The organism is Microbacterium sp. NPDC087665 (genome assembly GCF_044743285.1).
GTDB lineage: Bacteria > Actinomycetota > Actinomycetes > Actinomycetales > Microbacteriaceae > Microbacterium.
Window position 1 is genome coordinate 269866 of the sequence record NZ_JBIUWD010000004.1, and the last position, 22398, is coordinate 292263.

At 67.3% G+C, this 22398-nt stretch carries 21 protein-coding genes and 4 tRNA genes; 11 read left to right on the plus strand and 14 right to left on the minus strand.

All coding sequences use genetic code 11. The features are described from left to right. Positions 1 to 23 precede the first annotated feature (23 nt). A complete protein-coding gene (locus ACIOSY_RS11155; RefSeq protein WP_400853157.1) occupies positions 24 to 560 on the minus strand; it encodes a DsbA family protein in 537 nt (178 codons plus the stop codon). Between the two features lie 13 nt (positions 561 to 573). Next, the gene (locus tag ACIOSY_RS11160; RefSeq protein WP_400853159.1) at positions 574 to 1083 is read right to left on the minus strand and encodes a redoxin domain-containing protein; all 510 of its coding nucleotides are present in this window, start codon (positions 1081 to 1083) and stop codon (positions 574 to 576) included. A gap of 256 nt (positions 1084 to 1339) precedes the next feature. On the opposite strand from ACIOSY_RS11160, the gene ACIOSY_RS11165 reads away from it, so the two are divergent. After that, a complete protein-coding gene (locus ACIOSY_RS11165) occupies positions 1340 to 2176 on the plus strand; it encodes an alpha/beta fold hydrolase (RefSeq protein WP_400853160.1) in 837 nt (278 codons plus the stop codon). Positions 2177 to 2293: 117 nt separating this feature from the next. On the opposite strand, the gene ACIOSY_RS11170 is transcribed toward ACIOSY_RS11165, so the two are convergent. The 3 genes from ACIOSY_RS11170 to ACIOSY_RS11180 all read right to left on the minus strand — a co-directional run bounded on the left by ACIOSY_RS11170 (position 2294) and on the right by ACIOSY_RS11180 (position 2588). After that, positions 2294 to 2365 (minus strand) — tRNA-Val (locus tag ACIOSY_RS11170). A gap of 25 nt (positions 2366 to 2390) precedes the next feature. Further along, positions 2391 to 2461 (minus strand) — tRNA-Cys (locus ACIOSY_RS11175). Between the two features lie 54 nt (positions 2462 to 2515). Next, positions 2516 to 2588 (minus strand) — tRNA-Gly (locus ACIOSY_RS11180). A gap of 153 nt (positions 2589 to 2741) precedes the next feature. Between ACIOSY_RS11180 and ACIOSY_RS11185 the strand changes: the two genes are divergently transcribed. Both ACIOSY_RS11185 and ACIOSY_RS11190 read left to right on the plus strand, forming a co-directional pair. Beyond that, positions 2742 to 2814 (plus strand) — tRNA-Val (locus tag ACIOSY_RS11185). A gap of 165 nt (positions 2815 to 2979) precedes the next feature. Continuing rightward, entirely contained in the window at positions 2980 to 4308 is a 1329-nt protein-coding gene (locus ACIOSY_RS11190) for a flavin monoamine oxidase family protein (RefSeq protein WP_400853162.1), read from the plus strand. Positions 4309 to 4335: 27 nt separating this feature from the next. On the opposite strand, the gene ACIOSY_RS11195 is transcribed toward ACIOSY_RS11190, so the two are convergent. Beyond that, positions 4336 to 5640 carry an ABC transporter permease gene (locus ACIOSY_RS11195; RefSeq protein ID WP_400853164.1) on the minus strand — a complete coding sequence of 435 codons (1305 nt, stop codon included), beginning with the start codon at positions 5638 to 5640 and terminating at the stop codon, positions 4336 to 4338. Then, positions 5637 to 6338, minus strand: coding sequence for an ABC transporter ATP-binding protein (locus ACIOSY_RS11200; protein ID WP_400853166.1), 702 nt, complete (start codon positions 6336 to 6338; stop codon positions 5637 to 5639). The genes ACIOSY_RS11195 and ACIOSY_RS11200 overlap by 4 nt, the downstream gene beginning before the upstream one ends. Before the next feature lie 153 nt (positions 6339 to 6491). Between ACIOSY_RS11200 and ACIOSY_RS11205 the strand changes: the two genes are divergently transcribed. Beyond that, complete coding sequence (locus ACIOSY_RS11205) at positions 6492 to 7676, plus strand: sensor histidine kinase (protein ID WP_400853168.1); 1185 nt, start codon at positions 6492 to 6494, stop codon at positions 7674 to 7676. Continuing rightward, entirely contained in the window at positions 7673 to 8341 is a 669-nt protein-coding gene (locus ACIOSY_RS11210) for a response regulator (protein ID WP_400853170.1), read from the plus strand. The genes ACIOSY_RS11205 and ACIOSY_RS11210 overlap by 4 nt, the downstream gene beginning before the upstream one ends. 73 nt (positions 8342 to 8414) lie before the next feature. On the opposite strand, the gene ACIOSY_RS11215 is transcribed toward ACIOSY_RS11210, so the two are convergent. The 4 genes from ACIOSY_RS11215 to zapE form a co-directional block, all read right to left on the minus strand. Further along, positions 8415 to 8798, minus strand: coding sequence for an SPW repeat protein (locus ACIOSY_RS11215; protein WP_400853172.1), 384 nt, complete (start codon positions 8796 to 8798; stop codon positions 8415 to 8417). Positions 8799 to 8918: 120 nt separating this feature from the next. Then, complete coding sequence (locus ACIOSY_RS11220) at positions 8919 to 9479, minus strand: type II toxin-antitoxin system PemK/MazF family toxin (protein WP_400853174.1); 561 nt, start codon at positions 9477 to 9479, stop codon at positions 8919 to 8921. Between the two features lie 30 nt (positions 9480 to 9509). After that, a complete protein-coding gene (locus tag ACIOSY_RS11225) occupies positions 9510 to 10748 on the minus strand; it encodes an ammonium transporter (protein ID WP_400853176.1) in 1239 nt (412 codons plus the stop codon). A 160-nt stretch (positions 10749 to 10908) separates the two neighbouring features. Further along, positions 10909 to 11952 (minus strand): cell division protein ZapE, encoded by a 1044-nt coding sequence (gene zapE, locus ACIOSY_RS11230; RefSeq protein WP_400853178.1) that lies wholly within the window; start codon positions 11950 to 11952, stop codon positions 10909 to 10911. A gap of 129 nt (positions 11953 to 12081) precedes the next feature. On the opposite strand from zapE, the gene ACIOSY_RS11235 reads away from it, so the two are divergent. Together ACIOSY_RS11235 and ACIOSY_RS11240 are read left to right on the plus strand one after the other, a co-directional pair. Beyond that, the gene (locus ACIOSY_RS11235; protein ID WP_400853180.1) at positions 12082 to 12975 is read left to right on the plus strand and encodes a sulfurtransferase; all 894 of its coding nucleotides are present in this window, start codon (positions 12082 to 12084) and stop codon (positions 12973 to 12975) included. Between the two features lie 19 nt (positions 12976 to 12994). Continuing rightward, positions 12995 to 13426 (plus strand): SufE family protein, encoded by a 432-nt coding sequence (locus ACIOSY_RS11240; RefSeq protein WP_400853182.1) that lies wholly within the window; start codon positions 12995 to 12997, stop codon positions 13424 to 13426. Here the strand turns inward: ACIOSY_RS11240 and ACIOSY_RS11245 are convergent. Further along, on the minus strand, positions 13410 to 14564 hold the full coding sequence (locus tag ACIOSY_RS11245; protein ID WP_400853184.1) for an alpha/beta hydrolase family protein: 1155 nt from the start codon (positions 14562 to 14564) through the stop codon (positions 13410 to 13412). The genes ACIOSY_RS11240 and ACIOSY_RS11245 overlap by 17 nt on opposite strands. A gap of 25 nt (positions 14565 to 14589) precedes the next feature. Between ACIOSY_RS11245 and ACIOSY_RS11250 the strand changes: the two genes are divergently transcribed. From ACIOSY_RS11250 to ACIOSY_RS11265, 4 genes are all read left to right on the plus strand, one after another. Beyond that, positions 14590 to 15171 carry a DUF3000 family protein gene (locus ACIOSY_RS11250; protein ID WP_400853186.1) on the plus strand — a complete coding sequence of 194 codons (582 nt, stop codon included), beginning with the start codon at positions 14590 to 14592 and terminating at the stop codon, positions 15169 to 15171. Then, positions 15164 to 16357 (plus strand): ribonuclease D, encoded by a 1194-nt coding sequence (locus ACIOSY_RS11255; protein WP_400853188.1) that lies wholly within the window; start codon positions 15164 to 15166, stop codon positions 16355 to 16357. The genes ACIOSY_RS11250 and ACIOSY_RS11255 overlap by 8 nt, the downstream gene beginning before the upstream one ends. 73 nt (positions 16358 to 16430) lie before the next feature. Next, on the plus strand, positions 16431 to 17636 hold the full coding sequence (locus ACIOSY_RS11260; protein ID WP_400853190.1) for a thiolase family protein: 1206 nt from the start codon (positions 16431 to 16433) through the stop codon (positions 17634 to 17636). An 8-nt stretch (positions 17637 to 17644) separates the two neighbouring features. Continuing rightward, positions 17645 to 19804, plus strand: a complete 2160-nt coding sequence (locus tag ACIOSY_RS11265) for a 3-hydroxyacyl-CoA dehydrogenase NAD-binding domain-containing protein (protein ID WP_400853827.1) — start codon at positions 17645 to 17647, stop codon at positions 19802 to 19804. A gap of 52 nt (positions 19805 to 19856) precedes the next feature. Here the strand turns inward: ACIOSY_RS11265 and ACIOSY_RS11270 are convergent, their stop codons facing one another. Beyond that, positions 19857 to 21497: a GMC oxidoreductase gene (locus ACIOSY_RS11270; protein ID WP_400853192.1), complete on the minus strand. Its 1641-nt coding sequence runs from the start codon at positions 21495 to 21497 to the stop codon at positions 19857 to 19859. Continuing rightward, positions 21490 to 22398, minus strand: coding sequence for a YegS/Rv2252/BmrU family lipid kinase (locus ACIOSY_RS11275; RefSeq protein ID WP_400853194.1), 909 nt, complete (start codon positions 22396 to 22398; stop codon positions 21490 to 21492). Before ACIOSY_RS11275 ends, ACIOSY_RS11270 begins: the two co-directional genes overlap by 8 nt.

Below are 22398 nucleotides of genomic sequence, written 5' to 3' on the forward strand. Positions count from 1 at the left end.
GGCGCCTGACGCCGTGCCACGGATCAGGCCCCGCTTCGCGCGTTCGTCAGGGTCGTTCGGATCGCATCCGCGAGTGCCGCTGTTCCGCCCTCGACCATGGTGCCGTTGAGGAAGAAGGTGGGAGTGCCGTTCACCCCGCTGCGAATTCCGCCGTCCTCATCGGCCTGTATCCGCGCGGTGTACCTGTTCTCGTGGGCGGCCGCGGCGAGGTCGGTGGCGTTGAGACCCAGCGCTTCGCAGAGACGCTGATAGAGCTGAGGTCCGAGGTCTTTCTGGTTCTCGTAGAGAAGGTCGTGAGCTTGCCAGAACTCCCCATGCTCCCCCGCGAATTCGGCCACGAACGCCGCATCGACCGCCTCCGGATGGATCTCCTCGATGGGGAAGTTCCGGAAGATGAAGCGGATCTTTCCGTCGTACTGCTGGAGGAGTCGCTTGACCACGGGGAACGCTTCGCCGCAATAGGGGCACTGGTAGTCGCCGTACTCGACCAGTGTGAGCGGTGCATCGACGGGGCCGAGGGCGTGGTCCTGTTCGGACACGGGGATGCGAAGGTGTGACATGGCGAGTCCAATCTCAGTTCGAGGGATTGCGGGGTCGTTTCAGTGCCTCCAGCGCGTCCAGAACGCCGTCGGCGCCCGGGTTGACATCGATGGGAGAGAGGTAGCTCCACGCGATGACGCCGGAATCATCGATGACGAAGAGAGCGCGCTTGCTCGTGCCGGTGTGGAAGTCGTAGGCGCCGTACTTCCGGGAGACCTGGCCCTTGGGCTCGAAGTCGCTGAGCAGGTCGAATCGGAATCCGCGGTCCTCGATGAAGGCTCGGTGCGACCACGATCCGTCGACCGATATCCCCAGAAGGACGGCACCGTCCGCGTCGAAGAGCGGCAGGGCCTTGTTGAAGACGTTCAGCTCATCTCCGCAGACCGAACTCCAATCCGCCGGATAGAACACCAGCACGACAGGCCCACCACGAAGGCTCGAAAGCGTCATGGTGCTGTCCGGAGTGCGATGCAGCGTGAAGTCGGGGGCGACGGCGCCCACGCCAAGGATGTCCTTCGTGTGGTGCTCGACGTATCCGACCATGATCCTCCTCCGTTCCCATCGGCTGTTGAGCCGCTGCGCAGAGGCTACTGGCGGATGCTCCACACAACACGCGACAGATGTCGAAATCGAACGGAATCCTCGCTTCCGGTCTGCGCGAGGAGAGTCTGAACAAAAGTAGGAGCAGTGGGGATCGTGCCGAGGGTTATCGTGAACACGCTTCCCCGAATCAACCGATGGGAAGGTCCGATAGTCGTACCGAGCACACCTCGGAGCGGCGGAGAACTGGAGGTCGACCATGTCGTTTGTGACCACGGAAGATGGCGCAGAGATCTACTACAAGGACTGGGGCAGCCACGACGCCCAGCCCATCATGTTCCACCACGGTTGGCCGCTGTCCGCGGACGACTGGGATGCGCAGATGCTCTTCTTCCTCGGAAAGGGTTTCCGCGTCATTGCGAGCGATCGCCGTGGGCACGGGAGGTCATCTCAGATCAGCACCGGCCACGACATGGACCACTACGCCAGCGATGCCTCTGCCGTCGTCGAGCACCTGGACCTGCGCAACGTCATTCACATCGGTCATTCGACCGGCGGCGGTCAGGTCGCGCGCTACGTCGCGCAGTACGGAGAACCTCAGGGACGCGTCGCCAAAGCCGTGTTGGTCTCTTCCGTGCCCCCTCTGATGCTGCAGACCGACGGCAATCCTGAAGGGACGCCGATCTCGGTCTTCGACGGGTTCCGCAGCGCCCTGGCAGCCAACCGCGCAGAGTTCTACCAGGCCGTCGCGGCCGGGCCGTTCTATGGGTTCAACCGCGCCGGTGCCGAGGTCTCGCAGCCGGTGATCGACAACTGGTGGCGCCAGGGAATGATGGGGAGCGCGCTCGCCCACTACGAGGGCATCAAGGCTTTCTCCGAGACGGACCAGACCGACGATCTGAAGGCGATCAGCGTGCCCGTCCTGGTGACGCAGGGTGATGACGACCAGGTAGTGCCCTACAAGGACGCCTCCGTGAAGCAGGCGGAGCTCCTCCGCAACGCGACCCTCAAGATCTACGAGGGCTACCCGCACGGCATGCTGACCACGCACGCCGACATCATCAACCCCGACATCCTCGCCTTCATCCAGCAGTAGGAGACGACTGGAACGGAACGGCACCCTGCGGATCAACCGCGGGGTGCCGTGTCCGTTCCGGCGTCCGTCGAGCCGACCGCACACGAAAAAACCCCCGGAAAACCGGGGGTTTGTCTGTGCGCGATACTGGGATCGAACCAGTGACCTCTTCCGTGTCAGGGAAGCGCGCTACCGCTGCGCCAATCGCGCCTAAAAAGGCTATTCATTTATTATGAGGTGGCGACGGGATTCGAACCCGTGTAAACGGCTTTGCAGGCCGGTGCCTAGCCGCTCGGCCACGCCACCGTGTGGATTGACCCCACGTGCCGCGATTCTTCCGAAGAAGATTCACTACACTCGAGCGGATGACGAGACTCGAACTCGCGACCCCAACCTTGGCAAGGTTGTGCGCTACCAACTGCGCTACATCCGCATTTCGTTCCCGGTTGTCCCGGGCACTCATGAAACATTAGCCGAAGATCGGCGACTGTCCAAACCGGCGGCGAATCTCGCGCGTGTCTCCCAGAGTGGTCATACGGGCGTGGATGCGTCCGGTAGTATCGATTCTCGACCCCCTGGGTCACATGGGCGATTGGCGCAGTTGGTAGCGCGCTTCCTTCACACGGAAGAGGTCATCGGTTCGAGTCCGGTATCGCCCACAGATGAAAGCCCCGCAGACCTCGGTCCTGCGGGGCTTTTTGCCTGCCGTTCCGCGGGATCGACACCCGACGGAACCACGATGCCGCGGTATCGCTTCTGGAGCCGGCTGAGTATCGTCGGAATCGAGTCACGCGCCGGAGCGTGCACATCGGAAGGATACCCGCATGGAGCATTTCGACACGATCGTGGTGGGAGCCGGCATCTCCGGGCTGACCACCGCCCGGCTGCTGACGAAAGCGGGTCGCCGCGTCGTCGTGCTCGAAGCGCGCGAGCGGATCGGCGGGCGCGTGTGGACCGACCGTCAGGACGGACGCGTCACCGACCTCGGCGCGTCCTGGATCCACGGCGTGATCGACAGCCCCGTGGCCGAAGCCGCCACGGCCTTCGGACTGCGGACCGTCGAATTCACGGTCGGCGGATACCAGCCCGACAGTCGTCCGATCGCGTATTACGGCCCCGATGGCATTCGGCTGTCGGATGCGGATGCTGCGGCATTCACCGCCGACATCCATACGGTCGACGGCGCGCTCGTCGCGGCGATCGAGGATTCCACCCCGGATGCCTCCTACCGCGACGTCACGGAAGTGGCCCTGGCCGCTCAGGGCTGGCCCGCGGAACGCACGCAGCGGGTTCGTGAATACCTCGAGCACCGGTCGGAGGAGCAGTACGGCGCGTGGATCGACGACCTCGCCTCGCACGGACTCGATGACGACTCGATCGACGGAGACGAGGTCGTCTTCCCGGACGGATACGACCGCCTCGCACAGCACCTCGCCACCGGCCTCGACATCCGCGTCGGCCAGCGCGTCACGCGCGTCGCCTGGGCGCCCGAGGGCGTCACCGTGACGACGACGGACGACCTTCTGAGTGCGGACGACACCGTCGTCACCGTTCCGGTCGGTGTGCTGCAGTCCCCCGACTTCGTGTTCGATCCCCCGCTCCCCCCGGTGAACGCCGAGGCCCTGGGTCGCCTGCGGATGAACGCCTTCGAGAAGGTGTTCCTGCGCTTCCCCACCAAGTTCTGGGACGACGATGTGTACGCCATCCGACAGCAGGGTCCGGAGGGGCGCTGGTGGCACTCCTGGTACGACCTCACCGCACTGCACGGAGAGCCGACCCTGCTCACCTTCGCGGCGGGTCCCGCGGCGATCGAGACCCGCACCTGGGACGACGATCGGGTCGCGGCATCCGTCCTCGACCAGCTCCGTCGCCTGTACGGCGATCGCGTGCCCGACCCTGTCTCGGTGCACCGCACCGCCTGGCAGGACGACCCGTTCTCGCACGGCGCCTATGCCTTCATGACGCTCGGTTCGACGACGGCCGACCACGACGATCTCGCCACGCCCGTCGGCGACGTCGTGCACATCGCCGGAGAGGCCACCTGGACGGATGACCCGGCCACCGTTACCGCGGCGATGTGCTCGGGCCACCGCGCCGCCGGCCGCATCCTCGGCACCGAGATCGCCATCGAGCGGCTGTGGGTCGATGACTAGCACCGGCCCGCAGCCGCTCACCCCGCATTATTCGTAGCGCAGCGACTCGACCGGGTCGGCCCGTGCGGCCCGTGCCGCCGGGAGTGTTCCCGCGAGGAACGCGATGACCATCACGAGCGCGATGATCCCCGCGATCGACAGCGGATCGAACGCGATGAGGGTCAACCCGGGCAGATCGGCGAGCAGACCGTCGGCGAGTATCGCGCTGAGTCCCGTGCCGGCGAGCATCGCGACGCCCACGCCGATGGCGCTGCCGAGGAACCCGAGGAAGGCGGCCTCGATGCTGAACAGGCTGAAGACCCGACCGGATCCCATGCCCATCGCCTTCATCAGACCGATCTCGCGTGTGCGCTCCTGCACCGACATGTAGAGCGTGTTGACGATGCCGAAGGCCGCCGCGAGCAGCGCGATGATCGCGAAGGCGTTCAGCACGAGCACGATGCCGTCGATCACGGTGGTGATCATGCCGAGCTGATCGGCGACCGTCGTACCCGTGTAGCCCGCCGCGGCGAGCCGGTCTTTGAGCGCTTGCACCTCGGCATCGGTGGCATCCGGCGCGAACCACACGGTCGCCGATGCGTATCGGTCGACCTGCGCGGCGGGCAGGCCCGTGCTCTGCGCGTCGAACAGCGCATCGCTGAGGGAATCGTTGATGAGGAGGCTCGAGCCCGTCGGACTCGCCAATGCCTCCTCGGTGACCCCGACCACCGCGGCGTCGAACCGGTGCGAGCCCTGCGCCGCGTCGGTGATGCCGATGGTGATGCTCCGACCGATCGCGTCCGCGTCGTCGGCGAAGCCCAGAGCGTCGACGTACGAGGCGGGCACCGCGACCTGCAGATCGGTCGCGTCGGGGTCGGGAGACTCTCCCGCCGCGAGGACGGTGGTCTGTCCGGGAACGAGGCTCCCCACGGTTGCGACGAACTTCGTGCCGTCGCCGGCCTGCACGAAATCGGGAGTGATCGTGCGGATCGGGTCGACGCTGACGACTCCGTCGATGCCTTCGATGTCGGTGATGTCGTCGGGCGTGAGCGCGATGACGGTCTGGCCGGGGACGCCGCTCGAGACGGCATCCGGATCGTACTCGCGGGGAGCGGATGCCTCGGCCCCGGGGAGTGCTCCGGCGTCGTCGGCGGCTTTCGTCACGGCCATGGCGTCGGATGCCCCGACTCCGGAGACGGTGTCGTCGATGTATTGGTTGATGCCGGTGCCGAGCCCGCCCGTGAGAGCGAGCGTGAAGGCGCCGACGAAGATGGCCAGGATGGTGAGGATCGTGCGCGTCTTGGCACGGAAAGTGTTCGCGATCGCCGAGCCGACGAGGTCTGAGGTCTTCACGCTGCGACCGCCGATCCGGTGATCTCGACGATCCGGCCATCGCGGATCACGATGCGTCGGTCGCAGCGCGCGGCGAGATCCTCATCGTGGGTGACGACGATCAGCGTGATGCCGTGCTCGCGGTTCAACGTGAAGAGGATGTCTTCGACCACCGCCCCCGTCGCCGTGTCGAGATTGCCCGTGGGCTCGTCGGCGAAGATGATCCGCGGATCGTTCACCAGCGCTCGGGCGATCACCACGCGCTGCTTCTGACCGCCCGAGAGGTTCACGGCCTTGTTCTTCGCCTTGTCGGCGAGGTCGAGCTGCTCCAGCGCGGCGAGGCCGCGGCGGCGCCGCTCCTTGCCTCCGACGCCGGCGATCTTCAACGGGAGGATCACGTTCTCCAGGACGCTGTTCGCCCCGGTGAGGAAGAACTGCTGGAAGACGAACCCGAACGTCTTGTTGCGCGTGCGGTTGAGGCGGGTGCCGCGGAGTCCGGCCGTGTCGACGCCTTCCAGCGCGATCGAGCCGGCGTCGGGCGCGTCGAGGAGCGCGAGGAGGTGCATGAGCGTCGACTTGCCGGATCCGCTCTTGCCGATGATCGCGATCGATTCCCCCTCGGCGACGTCGAACGACACGCCTTTGAGAGCTTCGAACCGCGTCTGACCGCGTCCGTACGACCGGTGGACGTCTCTGACCTGCAGGATGGGTGTCGGCATAAAGAGCTCCGTTTCTCGAGGGCTGCGTCCAGCCTTCACCCGGCACCTCACGCCGTCATCCCGCTGGCGCAGACACGTCGTACCGCATCCGCGGTATGGCGGATCCCGCCGGGGCAGGATGAATCAGCGGTCGATACGCGGCACACTGAAGAGATGGCAGAGACGACGGACATCCCCGCTGTCCCTGCCGACCCCCGTCCGCGGATGCCGGCCTGGGCTCCGGATCTGGTCGTGTCGCTGATCGTCGTGGGCATGGCGTTCGCACCGAACCCGGTTCCCGACTTCCGACCGACGAGCGCGTTCGCTCTCGTCCTGGTGCTGCTTCCGATCGTCGTGCTCCCCTGGCGCCGCCGGTGGCCGCTCGCGGTGCTCGGCGTGCTGCTCGCGCTGTTCGGGGCTGCCGCAGCGACCGGCATCCTCTCCCCCGGCATCGGCATCGCCATCGGTGTGGCGATGTATCAGGTGACGCTGCGCAGTTCCCGACGACGAGCGCTGATCGTGGCGGCCTGCGCGATCGTGGCGGTGATGCTGCTCTCGTTGCTCGCCGCGATCGGATCGGTGTACGACCCGCGCGCTCTGCAGTTCGGCCTGATCGTGGCGTTCTCCACCGCACTCGGCGACGCGACCCGCTCACGCCGCGCCTACATCGACGCGATCACGGAACGCGCCGAGCGCGCGGTGCAGAGCCGCGAGTCCGAGGCACAGCGTCGGGTCAGCGAGGAGCGCCTGCGGATCGCGCGCGACCTGCACGACGCCGTCGCCCACCAGATCGCCGTCATCAGCCTCAATGCGGGCGTCGCGACCTCGGTGATCGACGATCGTCCCGAGAAGGCGAAGGAGTCGCTCGCGACGATCCGTGTCGCCGCCCGCACGGTGTTGCATGAGATCGGAGACCTGATGTCGATGCTCCGCACGGTCGATCCCGATGATGACCGGCCGGCGCCGCAGACGGGCACCGACGGCCTCGACGACCTCGTCGCGCAATTCGCGGCGACGGGTCTCGACGTGACCACGCGGGTCGAGGGCGATCTGGATCGCGCCACCGGCGCATCCGGGCTCGTCGCCTACCGTGTCGTGCAGGAGGCGCTCACCAATGCCCACAAGCACGGCTCCGACGCTCGCGCGCACCTGCTTCTCCGGATCGACCTCGATCAGCTCACGGTCACCGTCACCAATCCCTTCGTCCCCTCGCACGACCGCGATGCGGAGCGCTCCGGTCTCGGCCTCGTCGGCCTCCGCGAACGCGTCGCGTCGGTGCGTGGCAGTGTGGAGGCCGGACCATCGTCCGGCGGGTGGAAGGTCACCGCGCGCATTCCGCTCACGAAGGAGGCGTCATGATCAGAGTGCTCGTCGTCGACGATCAGGCCCTCATCCGGCAGGCGGTGACGGACATCCTCGACGGTCAGCCCGACATCGATGTCGTGGGCCAGGCGGCGGACGGACGCGAGGCCGTGACGTCGGCGTCGGCGCTGCGGCCCGACGTCATCATCATGGACATCCGGATGCCGAACGTCGACGGCATCGCAGCGACCGCGGAGATCTGCGGCGACCCGTCGCTGCAGGACGTGCGGATCCTCATCCTGACGACCTTCGAAGAGGACGAGTACCTCGTCGCCGCTCTGCGGGCCGGAGCCAGCGGATTCATCGGCAAGGGCGCCGAGCCGGAGGAGATCCCCCGGGCGGTGCGTTCCGTGCACGCCGGCGATGCCCTGTTGTCCCCCCTCGCCACCCGGGCTCTCATCGACCGGTTCGTGGCGCTTCCGGTGCGCGACCCCGCCTCCCCCGGCATCCCGGAGCTGGCATCGCTGACCGATCGCGAACGCGAGGTCCTGCTGATGGTGGCGCGTGGTCGCTCGAATCAGGAGATCGCGACCGACCTGTTCATCTCCCCGCACACGGCGAAGACGCACGTCAACCGGATCATGACGAAGGTGCACGCACACGATCGCGCGCAGCTCGTGATCCTGGCCTACGAGTCCGGCATGCTCGTGCAGGGCGGCTGAGAGCACTCCGCTCGCCGCCCATACGAAAGCGCCCCTCCTGCTCAGAACAGGAGGGGCGCCGTCATCGCACGTGTCAGGCTCGGGCGGCCTTCGAGGTGCGCGCCGGCTGCGGCTGAGAGAACAGCACGACGATGATCACGGTCACCCCCACGACGACGTGGGGCAGCCAGACGTTCAGGGCCTCGCCGGAGAAGCCGAAGATCCACGGCGAAAGCGCCAGGAACAGGCTCGCGACGATGTCGAAGACCAGGTGCACGGGCATCGGGATGAAGCCGAAGGGGCCCCATTCGTACTTCGTGAACAGGCTGTAGACGATGAGTCCGATGCCGAGAACGATCGGGATGATCACGGCTGCTCCGCCGACACTCGAGAATCCGAACAGCCACGGCGCGGCGATCAGCGCGATGCCGACGAGGTAGTCGAGGACTCCGTGGACCTTGGTGGGGATGAAACGCATGATGCCTCCTTGTGCGGGAACCGCGGGAGCGGCTCATACAAGGCATTCGGCGCCTCGGGGAAAACGGATTGGACGCATTCGCGACCGGCAGTCTGCGCCGCCTGATTCCCGCGACGACAATCAGCCCAGGCTCGCCCAGCCGTATCGGCGCGTCAGCGAAGCGGCGACGCGATCGAACAGCGAACGGCCGAGCACGGCGGCTTCCCTCCGCATGCCGTCATCGTGCACGCTGTACAGCTGCTCGATGTCGACCCAGGATTCCCGGCCCTGGCTGTCCCACTCGCCGGTGCCGATCGACAGGAAGTCGCGATCGCCGTCGTGCGCCTTGCTGGTCATCCGCACCGCGTACACGCGGTTCTTCGATTCCCGCCCGATGACGAGCACCGGGCGGTCCTTGCCGCGCCCGTCGTTCTCCTCGTAGGGCACCCAGGTCCATACGATCTCGCCGGCATCGGGTGTGCCGTCGCGGTCGGGCGCATAGCTGATCTCGAGGTCGGAGAGCCGGTCGGGATCGAGCCGGACGGTCTGCGTGCCGCTGCGCGCTGCGGGGGCGGTCGCGTGCGACTCGGGAACCACGACGCCCGAACGTCCCGGCCTCCGAGAAGGCCGGGACGTTCGGGATGTCAACGCGTTCAGCACGGTCTGCGCGATCGTGACGAGGATGCTCCTGGTAGAACTCACACGGTCACACTACGTGCTCCGTCGAGCGGATCAGGCGTCGGTGAGCGCGTAGCCCTCCTCGCCGTGGACGACGGAGTCGACGCCGGCGATCTCGTCTTCGCTGGTGACGCGGAAGCCGATCGTCTTCTCGATCGCGAATCCGATGATGAAGGCCACGATGAAGGAGTAGATCAGCACGCCCAGGGCGGCGATCGTCTGGAGGACGAGCTGGCGCCAGTCGCCACCCACGAAGAGGCCGACGCCGCTGGCGAAGAAGCCCAGGTAGAGGGTGCCGATCAGGCCACCGACGAGGTGGATGCCGACGACGTCGAGCGAGTCGTCGAAGCCGAGACGGAACTTCAGTTCGACGGCGAGTGCGCAGACGACACCGGCGAGAAGGCCGAGCAGCAGCGCCCATCCGGGGGTGAGGTTGGCGCACGCCGGCGTGATCGCGACGAGGCCGGCGACGGCACCGGATGCGGCACCCACGGAGGTGGGCTTTCCGTCCTTGATCTTCTCGATGACGATCCAACCGAGGATCGCCGCTGCCGTCGCACCGAGCGTGTTGATGCCGATGAGTCCGACGCCGCCCATGTCTTCGGACAGCCACTCCGCACCGGCGTTGAAGCCGAACCATCCGAACCACAGCAGCGCGGCGCCGAGGAGCGTCAGCGGCACATTGTGCGGCTTGAGGATGCCCTTCTGGAATCCGATGCGCTTACCGAGGACCAGGGCGAGAGCCAGGGCCGCTGCACCCGCGTTGATGTGCACCGCGGTACCACCGGCGTAGTCGATGACCCCGAGGCCACTGTCCTCGCCGAAGAGCGTCGTGCCGAGGTTCATGATCCAGCCGCCGCCCCAGACCCATGCGGCGATCGGGAAGTAGCCGACGGTGGCGAAGATGCCGGCGAAGATCAGCCAGGAGCCGAACTTCGCGCGGTCGGCGATGGCGCCGGAGATCAGGGCCACCGTGATGATGGCGAAGGTGGCGCCGTAAGCGACACCGAGCAGAGCGACGTTCGCGTCGGGACCTTCGGCGAGACCGGAGAGACCGAAGTCGGCGAACGGGTTGCCCGCGAATTGAGTCGGACTGTCGACGGCGCTCATGGAGAAGCCGAAGAGAATCCAGAGAACAGCCACCAATCCGATGGAGCCGAAGCTCATCATCATCATGCTGACGACGCTCTTCGCCTTGACCAGGCCGCCGTAGAAGAAGGCCACGCCGGGGGTCATGAGAAGAACGAGGGCGGTCGCGGTGATCGCCCAGCTGATGTTGCCGGGAGCATCCATGGAATACCTCACATCCGAGTAACTGGAGCTTCAGTGTGACGATGCTCGGTTTCGGGGATGCGCGAGGTGTGTTTCGTGCGGGTTACACCCGTGAGGCTCGTGTAACCATCGCGTTACACGCTTCCCGGCGAGTTCACATGGTGCGACCGCCGCGCGACCGCTAAGAGCGCGCGGAGTGGGTGAGGGCGTTCAGACGCGAGATGGCGCGGAGGTACTTCTTGCGGTATCCCCCACCGAGCATCTCGTCGGCGAAGACCTTCTCAAGACTCACGCCCGTCGCCACGATCGGCAGCTGCGCGTCGTAGACACGATCGACGAACGCGACGAAACGCAGCGCCTCGGACTGATCCGTCAGGACGCGGACCCCGCGCAGCCCGACCAGATCGACGCCGTCGATCAGTCGGATGTAGCGGGACGGATGCACCCGCGCGAGGTGTGCGATCACCTCGTCGAAGGCGTCGTCCGACACCACCGACGATGCCGACGCGGTGTCGATGGCCCGCGCGTACTCGTCGTCCGTGAGCACGATCGAGTGCCCGTCGAGCGAGCGCTGACGGAAGTCGACGCCGTCGATGCGCATCGTCTGGAAGCTGTCGGACATCTGATGGATCTCGCGCAGGAAGTCCTGGGCGGCGAAGCGCCCCTCGCCCAGCGCGTTCGGCGGCGTGTTCGACGTCGCTGCGAGCCGGGTGCCCGAGGTCACGAGCTCACCGAGCAGACGCGTCATCACCATCGTGTCGCCCGGATCGTCGAGCTCGAACTCGTCGATGCACAGCAGATCGGCGCCGCGGAGGAGATCGACGGTGTTCTTGTAGCCGAGGGCCCCCACGAGGGCGGTGTACTCGATGAACGAACCGAAGTACTTCCGCCGTGCGGGGAGCGCGTGATAGATCGAGGCGAGCAGGTGGGTCTTGCCGACACCGAATCCACCGTCGAGGTAAACGCCGGGCTTGAGCGCCGGCTCCTTCTTGGCCCGGCTGAAGAGTCCGCCGCGCTTGGCGGGAGCGCCACGGCCGGCGAATCGCAGGAGCGTCTCCTTCGCCTCCTCTTGCGAGGGGTAGGCAGCATCCGCTCGGTAGCTGTCGAAGGTCGCATCGTCGAACTGCGGCGGCGGAACGAGGCTCGCGAGCATCTCGGGACCGGTGACGGTCGGTTGGCGTTCGCTGAGGCGCACGACGCCGGTGGTGCTCTTCGTGTCGGTCATTCGTTTCCTGTGTCGAAGTCTTACGAATCCGGCGCCCGGGGCACCGCGGGGAACTATCGTCGAAGCGACGGATCAACACTACGCCGTCGCCGACAGAGCCTTCGTTCGCATACCCCCGAGGAGCGCCCCGTGACCATCGAATTCGACACGTCATCCGCAAAGTTCGCCGAGTACTCCGAGCCCGGCCGGCTCGTGACCACCGAATGGCTCGCCGCGCACCTCGGCCAGCCCGGACTCGTCGTGGTGGAGTCCGACGAAGACGTGCTGCTCTACGAGACCGGGCACATTCCCGGAGCGGTGAAGGTCGACTGGCACACCGAACTCAACGACCCCGTCGTGCGCGACTACGTCGATGGCGAGGGATTCGCCGAGCTCCTCAGCCGCAAGGGCATCGCGCGCGACGACACGATCGTCATCTACGGCGACAAGAACAACTGGTGGGCCGCCTACGCCCTGTGGGTCTTCTCGCTCTTCGGCCACGAGGACGTACGCCTCCTCGACGGCGGTCGCGACCGCTGGATCTCGGAGGGACGCGAGATCACGCGCGAGGCGACCACCCGCCCGGCGACCGAGTACCCCGTCGTCGAACGCGACGATTCGGTTCTCCGCGCCTACAAGGAAGATGTGCTCGCTCACATCGGCAAGCCTCTGATCGACGTGCGCTCTCCTGAGGAGTACAGCGGTGAGCGCACGACCGCTCCCGCCTACCCGGAGGAGGGCACCCTGCGCGCCGGCCACATCCCCACCGCCCAGAGCGTGCCGTGGGCCAAGGCGGTCGCCGAGGACGGCGGTTTCAAGACGCGTGCCGAGCTCGACGCGATCTACCGCGACGGCGCGGGACTCAGCGACGGCGACGAGGTGGTCGCGTACTGCCGCATCGGCGAGCGTTCGAGCCACACCTGGTTCGTGCTCAACCACCTCCTCGGCTTCGAGAACGTGCGCAACTACGACGGTTCCTGGACCGAGTGGGGCAGCGCCGTGCGTGTTCCGATCGTCACCGGCTCCGAGCCCGGCACGCTCTGAACGTGTGACAATGACAGGGATGAGCGAAACGCACGTTCCTGACACCCTCGCTGAGATCCGAGACGCCTTTCTCGAGACCCCCGAGGCTGATCGTCTGCTGCTCCTGCTGGAGTTCTCCGACGAGCTGCCCCCGGTTTCCGATGAGGTGGCCGACCACCCCGAGATGTGCGAGCGGGTCGCGGAATGTCAATCCCCGGTGTACATCTACGTCGAGGTCGTCGACGGTCGGGTGGTCATGCACGCGACGGCGCCCCCGGAGGCGCCGACCACTCGTGGCTTCGCCAGCATCCTCGTGCAGGGCATCACCGGGCTCACGCCGGACGAGGTGCTGGCGATTCCCGAGGACTACCCGCAGTCGATTGGCCTCACCAAGGCGGTCTCACCGCTGCGGATCGGCGGGATGACCGGAATGCTCATGCGCGCCAAGAAGCAGGTCAGGCAAAAGCGCTGAATCCCTGCGCCTGCAGCCAGTCGGTGATCGCGGTCGTCCAGCCGTTCTCGTCGTAGTTCCAGATCTTCGTGTGGCGCGCGCCGGCGAAGGGCGGCATCGTCACGAGGTCGGGGCGAGCATCGCGCAGTGCATGCGACGCATCCGACGGCACGAACCCGTCGTCGTCGCTGTGGAGGATGAGCATCGGCGCGACCAGTTCATCGGCCCGCGCGACCATGTCGAGACGGTCGAACGGGATCGCATCTTCCGCTCCGCTCAGACGAGCGGTGAGCGGCTGCGAGAGCGCGGTCATCGCAAGCCCCGGCAACGGCGCCCGGAGGCCTGCCTCCCGGGCCTGGAACTTGAGCACGGTTCGCCAATCCACGACGGGCGAGTCGAGGATCACACCGACGATGCGGTCGCGGTTGCCCGAGTTCACGGCGGTCTGGAGGGCGATCGCGCCGCCCATCGACCAGCCCATCAGGATCACACGCGCAGCGCCATGACGCAGGGCGTAGGCGATCGCCGCATCGACGTCGCGCCACTCGCTCGCGCCCAAGGCGTATGCCCCGCTCCGACTGCGGGGCGCCTCGCCGTCATTGCGATACGACACGACCAGGTTCGGCAGGCCCGCCGCATGCAGCACCGGCACGGCGCGCAGGCACTCGGCGCGGGTGGTCCCCCTGCCGTGCACCTGGATCACCCAGGTCGACGATTCTCCGGGGAAGAACCAGGCCGGGCACGGGCCGGACTGCGATCCGATCAGGATGTTCTCCCAGCGCAGGTGCAGTTCGGCGGGCGTGGCGTAGTACCAGCCGCTGAATCCCGCCGCTCGATCCACACGCGCACCCGGATCGATCTGGGTGAGCAGCTTGCGCCGCACCGTGTCGGCATCGGCGCTCAGCACGGCTCCGAGCTTGACGTAGCCATAGGTTCCGGTCGTGAACAGGCCGTATCGACCGGGCAGCTCGGTGTCGAGCGTGCGCTCCAGCTCGATCGTCTGGGCCCCCGTGTCGACCGCGATGATCTTCGCATTGGGTCCACTGCGCGCGGGGGTGACGACTCGACGGGCCACGCTGAAAACGAGCAGCGCAGACGCCGCTCCGAGTGCGAGTAGAACAGGGAGAAGGAGTGCAACGGCGTGCCTGAGACTCTTCATCGCCTCCTGACTCTAGCCTGTTGGCGTGACCGCACACCCCGATGCTGGGACCCTCTTCGAAAGCGCCACGGCCGAACTGCACGAGACTGCGTTCCGAGCCGACATCGTGGTGCGTGAGATTCCCACGCCCCAGGGGCTCGCCCCGTACGCGCTCGCACTCGCCGCCGACGTGCGGCCCGACGACGACGGCGACTCCGCATACGGCACCGGTCGCTTCGTCCTGCTGCACGATCCCGACGAGCCGGACGCCTGGGGCGGAGCATGGCGGATCGTCGCCTTCGCCCAGGCGCCGCTCGAGACGGAGATCGGCACGGATCCCCTGCTGGCGGACGTCACGTGGTCATGGCTGGTCGACGCGCTCGAGTCGCGCGATGCCATTTACCGCGCGGCATCCGGCACCTCCACGAAGACTCTGTCGAAAGGCTTCGGCGGCCTCGCCCTCGAAGGCGACGGAGCGCAGATAGAATTGCGGGCGTCCTGGACTCCAGAAGGCCCGTTCCGACCGCACGTCGAGGCGTGGGCCGAACTGGTCGGAATGCTGGCGGGTCTTCCGCCCGGTTCCGAGGGCATCGCCGTGATCGGCGCGCGAAAGGCTGTACGTGACTGAATACTCCGTGATCTCGGATGCCGAGGAGTTCCGCGCTGCCTGTGCCGCGCTGGCGGCGGGCGAAGGCCCTGTGGCCGTCGACGTGGAGCGGGCATCCGGATTCCGCTACTCGCAGCGCGCGTACCTCGTACAGGTGTTCCGCCAGGGCGCGGGCGTCTTCCTGTTCGATCCCCCCGCGATCGGCGACTTCAGCGCGCTGAGTGAGGCGATCGGCGACATCGAGTGGGTGTTCCACGCGGCGAGCCAGGACCTTCCGTCGCTGCGAGAGCTCGACCTCGACCCGCACATCATCTTCGATACCGAACTCGCTTCCCGCCTGCTCGGGCATGAACGCGTCGGACTGGCCGCCGTCGTCGAGGAGACGCTGGGCATCACGCTCAAGAAGGAGCACTCGGCGGCCGACTGGTCGACCCGACCGCTTCCGGACTCGTGGCTCGACTACGCGGCGCTCGATGTGCTCCATCTGATCGATGTCCGGGACGCCCTGGTGCTCGAGCTCGAGGAGCAGGGCAAGACGGAATTCGCGGCCGAGGAGTTCGCGGCGACTCTGTCCCGTGCACCGAAGCCGCCGCGCGAAGACCCCTGGCGGCGCCTGAGCGGCCTGCACCAGGTGCGCGGCGCGCGCAACCTCGCCGTCGCGCGAGCGCTGTGGCAGGCCCGAGAGGCATTCGCTCAGGAGCAGGACGTCTCTCCGGGTCGCCTCATCCCCGATCGCTCGCTGGTGGCCGCCGTCATGGCGAACCCGCAGAGCAAGCAGGCACTCGCCGGCATCAAGGAGTTCCAGGGTCGCGCCAGTCGAACCCAGCTCGATCGCTGGTGGCAGGCCTTCGTCGACGGCCGGGCCACGGAAGAGCTGCCGCGGGAACGTGTGCCGAGCGATGCGCTCCCCCCGCCCCGCGCCTGGGTCGATCGCAATCCGGAAGCGGATGCACGCCTGAAGGCGGCACGTCCGGCCGTGGAGGCCGTGGCGGAAGAGCTGCACATGCCCACCGAGAATCTCCTCACCCCGGAATACCTGCGACGCGTGGCGTGGGAACCTGCCGGTACCACGGCAGAGGAGATCGGCGAGGCGCTCGCGGCCCTCGGTGCTCGTCGCTGGCAGATTGAACAAACTGCACAGAAGATCGCAGATGCTTTTGTAGAAGCAGCGCAAGTCCCGGACAGCGCTCCCGCTGAGGCTTCGTAGGTTCGATCCAACCGATTCCTCCCGTTTTCGGGGTCTCCCTAGACTGAGGCCACCGCACAAACTTGGAGGCAGAGTGGCCGAGATCTCGGACGTCTTCTTCGTCGATGGAGTGCGCACCCCCTTCGGGCGCGCCGGCGAAAAGGGCATGTACTGGAACACCCGTGCTGATGACCTCGCCGTGAAGGCGACCATCGGTCTCATGCAGCGGAATCAGGCCGTCCCGGCCGACCGCATCGATGATGTGGCGATCGCCGCCACGTCGCAGACCGGAGATCAGGGCCTCACGCTGGGCCGCTCCGTCGCGATCCTCGCGGGACTCCCGCAGACCGTGCCGGGACTCGCCGTCGAACGCATGTGCGCCGGCGCGATGACCAGCGTGACGACCATGGGCGCCTCGATCGGCGTCGGCATGTACGACCTCGCCCTCGCGGGAGGTGTCGAGCACATGGGCCACCACCCGATCGGCGACAACGCCGACCCGAATCCCCGCTTCGTCGCGGAGAAGATGGTCGACCCGGGCGCCCTCAACATGGGTGTGACCGCGGAGCGCATCTTCGACCGCTTCCCCCACCTGACGAAGGAGCGCTCGGACCGCTTCGGGATGCTCAGTCAGCACAAGGTGCAGGCGGCCTACGACGCCGGCAAGATCCAGCCCGACCTGGTCTCGGTCGCCATCAAGGGCGCCGACGGCGCCTGGGGACTCGCCACCGAAGACGAGGGTCGCCGACCGCAGACGACGATGGAAGACCTCGCCGCGCTCAAGACCCCGTTCCGCCCGCACGGGCGCGTGACGGCCGGCACTTCTTCTCCGCTCACCGACGGCGCGACGATGTCACTCCTCGCCGGTGGCGGCGCGGTGAAGGAACTCGGGCTCGCCCCGAAGATGCGCATGGTGTCGTTCGCCTTCGCCGGCGTCCAGCCCGAAATCATGGGCATCGGCCCGATCCCCTCGACCGAGAAGGCCCTCAAGAAGGCCGGTCTCGACATCTCCGACATCGGGTTGTTCGAGCTGAACGAGGCCTTCGCCATCCAGGTGATCTCGCTTCTCGACCACTTCGGCATCGCCGATGACGACCCCCGCGTGAACCAGTGGGGCGGCGCGATCGCCCTCGGACACCCGCTCGCGGCATCCGGCGTTCGTCTGATGATCCAGCTCGCCGCCCAGTTCGCCGAACGCCCTGACGTGCGTTACGGCCTCACGGCGATGTGCGTGGGTCTCGGACAGGGCGGTTCCGTCATCTGGGAGAACCCGCACTACAACGGCAAGAAGCGGAAGTGAGTGCGGTCATGGCCCACACGATTTCAGAACAGTACGCGAACGTCGACTTCTCGCCGATCCAGGCGCTCACCGAGGGCGAGGTGATCACGCAGTCCCCCGTCCGCGACATCCGCCTGGCATCCGGCAAGGTGCTCGCCCTCATCACCCTCGACAACGGTCGTGATCACAACCGCCCCAACACTCTGGGCCCGGCGACGCTCACGCAGCTCGGCGAGACGCTCCAGGCGCTGAAGGCGCGTGCCTCGGCCGGCGAGATCCAGGCGGTCGGCATCACCGGCAAGCAGTACATCCTCGCCGCCGGCGCCGATCTCTCCGACATCAGCAAGGTCGGATCCCGCGACAACGCGCGTCTGATCGCGCAGCTCGGGCACAAGGTCCTGGGTTCGCTCGGCGAACTGGGCGTCCCCACCTTCGCCTTCGTCAACGGTCTCGCACTCGGCGGCGGACTCGAGATCGCCCTGAACTCGACGTACCGCACCGTCGACTCGTCGGCAGCGGCCGTCGCGCTGCCCGAGGTCTTCCTCGGCATCATCCCGGGTTGGGGCGGGGCCTACCTGCTGCCGAACCTGATCGGCATCGAGAACGCGCTCGAGGTCGTCATCTCGAACCCGCTCAAGCAGAACCGGATGCTCAAGCCGCAGCAGGCGTTCGACCTCGGCATCTTCGACGCGATCTTCCCCGCGGCGAACTACCTCGAGAACTCGCTCGCCTGGGCTGACGCGGTGCTCGGCGGTAAGAAGGTCGAGCGCAAGAACGAGCCCGGCAAGATCGAGCGGCTCACGAAGTGGCCGATCGCGATCAAGATGGCGCGCGGCATGCTCGAATCGAAGATCGGCACGGTTCCGAAGTCGCCGTACGCGGCGCTCGAGCTGCTCGACAAGGCGAAGGGCGGCACGAAGGCCGAGGGCTTCGCCCGCGAAGACGAGGCGCTCGCCGCTCTCGTCACGGGTGATCAGTTCGCGGCGTCCATGTACGCGTTCGATCTCGTGCAGAAGCGCGCGAAGCGGCCGGTCGGCGCTCCCGACAAGGCATTGGCGAAGAAGGTCACGAAGGTCGGCATCATCGGTGCCGGGCTGATGGCCAGCCAGTTCGCGCTGCTGTTCGTGCGCAAGCTCCAGGTGCCGGTGCTCATCACCGATCTCGACCAGGCGCGCGTCGACAAGGGCGTGGCGTACATCCACGAGGAGATCGGCAAGCTCGAGGCCAAGGGTCGGCTCGACTCCGACAGCGCGAACAAGCTCCGCGCACTCGTGACGGGCACGACGGACAAGAGCCTGTACGCGGACTGCGACTTCGTCATCGAGGCCGTGTTCGAAGAGGTCGGGGTGAAGCAGCAGGTCTTCGGTGAGATCGAGAAGATCATCGCCGACGATGCCATCCTCGCCACGAACACCTCGTCGCTGTCGGTCGAGGAGATCGGTTCGAAGCTGGCGCACCCCGAGCGCCTCGTCGGTTTCCACTTCTTCAACCCGGTCGCGGTCATGCCGTTGATCGAGATCGTGAAGACGGCGACCACCTCCGACGCTGCCCTGTCGACGGCCTTCGTGGTGGCGCGGAATCTGGGCAAGAACGCGGTGCTGACCGCCGATGCGCCCGGCTTCGTCGTGAACCGACTGCTCGCGAAGGTCATGGGCGAGGCCGCGCGTGCGGTCTACGAAGGAACCCCGCTCGTCGACGTCGAGAAGGCGTTCGGCCCCCTGGGCCTGCCGATGGGTCCGTTCCAGCTGATCGACCTGGTGGGCTGGAAGGTCGCGGCCCACGTGCAGGACACGATGGCGACGGCGTTCCCCGACCGGTTCTACGCGAACGAGAACTTCCACGCGCTCGCCGAGCTCGACGCGATCGTCGAGAAGGACAAGGGCGGACGCGTCACCGGGTGGACCAAGCAGGCCGAGAAATTGCTGAAGCCCGCGGTCGGATCCGCGCCGTCGTCGACGGCCACGATCCTGCAGCGCGTGCAGGACGGGCTGGCCGACGAGATCAAGCGGATGCTCGATGAGGGCGTCGTCCCGGAGGTCGAGGACATCGATCTCTGCCTGATCCTCGGAGCAGGCTGGCCGTTCATCGATGGCGGCGCTTCGCCCTACCTCGATCGCGAGGGCGCCTCGGATCGTGCGTTCGGCGGATCGTTCCACACGCCGCAGATCCGCGGTATCGAGAACAGCTGATCCGATCGGATCGAACGGGGGTCGTGCGCTGCGCACGGCCCCCGTTCGCGTGTCATCGCCCGAGGAGTTCGGTCTGCGTCGGGCGTTCGTCGACGCCACGCGCGTGCGGCCAGTGCGACATCGCCCGCTCTGCGAGCGCGGTGATCGTCAGTGAGGGATTCACCCCGGGATTGGCGGGAACGGCGGATCCGTCGACGACATGCAGGTCCGGATGCCCCCACACGCGGTGATAGCGATCGACCACGCCCGCGGCCGGCGAGGAGGAGATCACGGCTCCCCCCAGGAAATGCGCGGTCAAGGGGATCCCGAACACCTCCGGCCAGGATCCTCGGGCTTCTGCGGGCACACCGCTCTCCTGCTGCATCCGCGCGGCGATCGCCTCGGCAGCGCGGTGCGCCTGGGGAAGATGGCTCGGGTTGGGCTCTCCATGACCCTGCGCGCTCGTCATGACCACTCGCCCGAAACGACGACGCAGGGACAGCGTCAACGAATTGTCGGCGGTCTGCATCACCAGAGCGATGATCCCGCGCTCGCTCCAGCGACCCAGCGAGCCGAGGCGAGCGTGCCGCACAGGCCGTCGCACGAGCTGCGACACCAGGCTGGCGAGCCGCACCCGCAGAGGACGCCCGCCGGGGACCATGACGGTCGCGAGCGCGCCCATGAGGTTCGACCCCGGCCCGTAGCGGACGTTCTCGACGTGCGTGCGCTCGTCGACGTGGAACGACGTCGTGATCGCCACCCCGCGCGCGAGTTCCAGGGACTCCGGAACAGCCGTGGCGACGGCCCCGTCGAGCGCCTCCGAATTCGTCCGTGTCAGCCGACCGACGGCATCCGATATCCCGGGCAGTGCGCCGGAGCGCTTCATCCGGTGCAGCAACTGCTGCGTGCCCCACGTGCCGGCGGCGAGCACGACCTCGCGCGCGGTCACCGTCGCCGGTCTCCCCCGCAGCCAGGCGCCACTGCGCCGGGTCGTCACCGCGAAGCCGCCACCGTGCAGAGCGCGGATCTCCGTGACCGTGCGCAGGGCCTCGATGACGACACCGCGACGTTCGGCGAGGGCGAGGTAGTTCTTCATGAGGGTGTTCTTCGCTCCGATCCGGCACCCGACCATGCAGTTGCCGCACAGGGTGCACCCGGTGCGATCGGGACCCTCGCCACCGAAGAACGGATCCGGCGTGCGCTCCCCCGGCCTGCCGAACCACACTCCGACAGGTGCGTGGCGGAACGAATCCCCCACGCCCAGATCGCGTGCAGCGCCCGCCATGATCCGCTCTACGGGGCCGGTGTGCGGGTAGCGGTCGACGACGCCGAGCATTCGCTTGGCCGTTGCATAGTGCGGGGCGAGTTCGGATTCCCAGTCGGCGATCCCCCGCCATTGCTCGTCGACGAAGAACGCCGAACCGGGCTGATACAGCGTGTTCGCATAGTTCAACGATCCGCCGCCCACGCCCGCCCCCGCGAGGATCATCACGTGCGGAAGGCGATGGATGCGCTGCACGCCGAAGCATCCGAATGCGGGCATCCACAGGTACCGTCGCACATTCCAGCTGGTCTTTGCGAAGTCGTCGTCCTCGAACCTGCGGCCGGCTTCGAACACCCGCACGCGGTAGCCCTTCTCGGCGGCGCGCAAGGCCGCCACGGACCCGCCGAACCCCGACCCGATGACCACGACGTCCTCGTCGAAGTCACGCATCGAGTCTCCCGGCAGGCACCATCATGGTCACGGCGGCGCGCCGGATGCCGATGGTGCACTCGACGACCGCGACGCGTTCACCGTCGGCGTAGACGACCAGATCGGGCGCCGAGACCGTGACCGAATCCGCGCGACGGTGCCGCACCTCCGTGCGCCCCAGATGACGGCCCTGCAGAAGTAGAGGGAAGAGTCGCACCAGCCGGAGCCTGCCGATGGGGGCGACCTGCACCACGTCGAGCAGTCCGTCGTCCGGTTCGGCGCCGGCGCAGACCGGCATCCCTCCCCCGTAACTGGAGGTGTTGCCGACCGCGACGAGTGTGCCCGGTACCGATGCGGGCGCTTCGCCGTCGATCGAGATCATGAACGACATCGGCCGCAGTCGTGCCAGTTCGATGAGCAGCGCGAGATAATAGCGCGCAGCCCCACGCGGCCACCGCAGACGGTTGGTGCGGTCGCTCACCTTGGCGTCGAAGCCGAGCGCGGCGACCGTGAGGAACGATGTGGTGCCGCCGGCGGTGCGTACCTGCCCGACGTCGATGAGCCGCGTCGCCCCGGTGAGTGCGAGCTCTGCCGCCGCTTCGGCGTCGCGTCGGGGAATCCCGATCGCCCGGGCCAGGTCGTTTCCGGTTCCGGCCGGCACGAGAGCGATGGGCACGCGCGCGTCGATCACACGGTCGAGGATGCCCGACAGTGTGCCGTCTCCCCCGACGATCACCAGCACGGTCGGCTGTTGGGCGAGGGCCCGCGCGGCGAGGTCCGACGTCGCAGCGGCGGAGTCACCCGCATACGCGCGCACCTCCGCTCCCCGCCGCCGAAGATGCGCGATCGCCGTCGCCGTCGCGACGCGCGCCTGTCCCTTTCCCGCGTACGGGTTGGAGAGCACGGCGATGTGCCCCTCCAC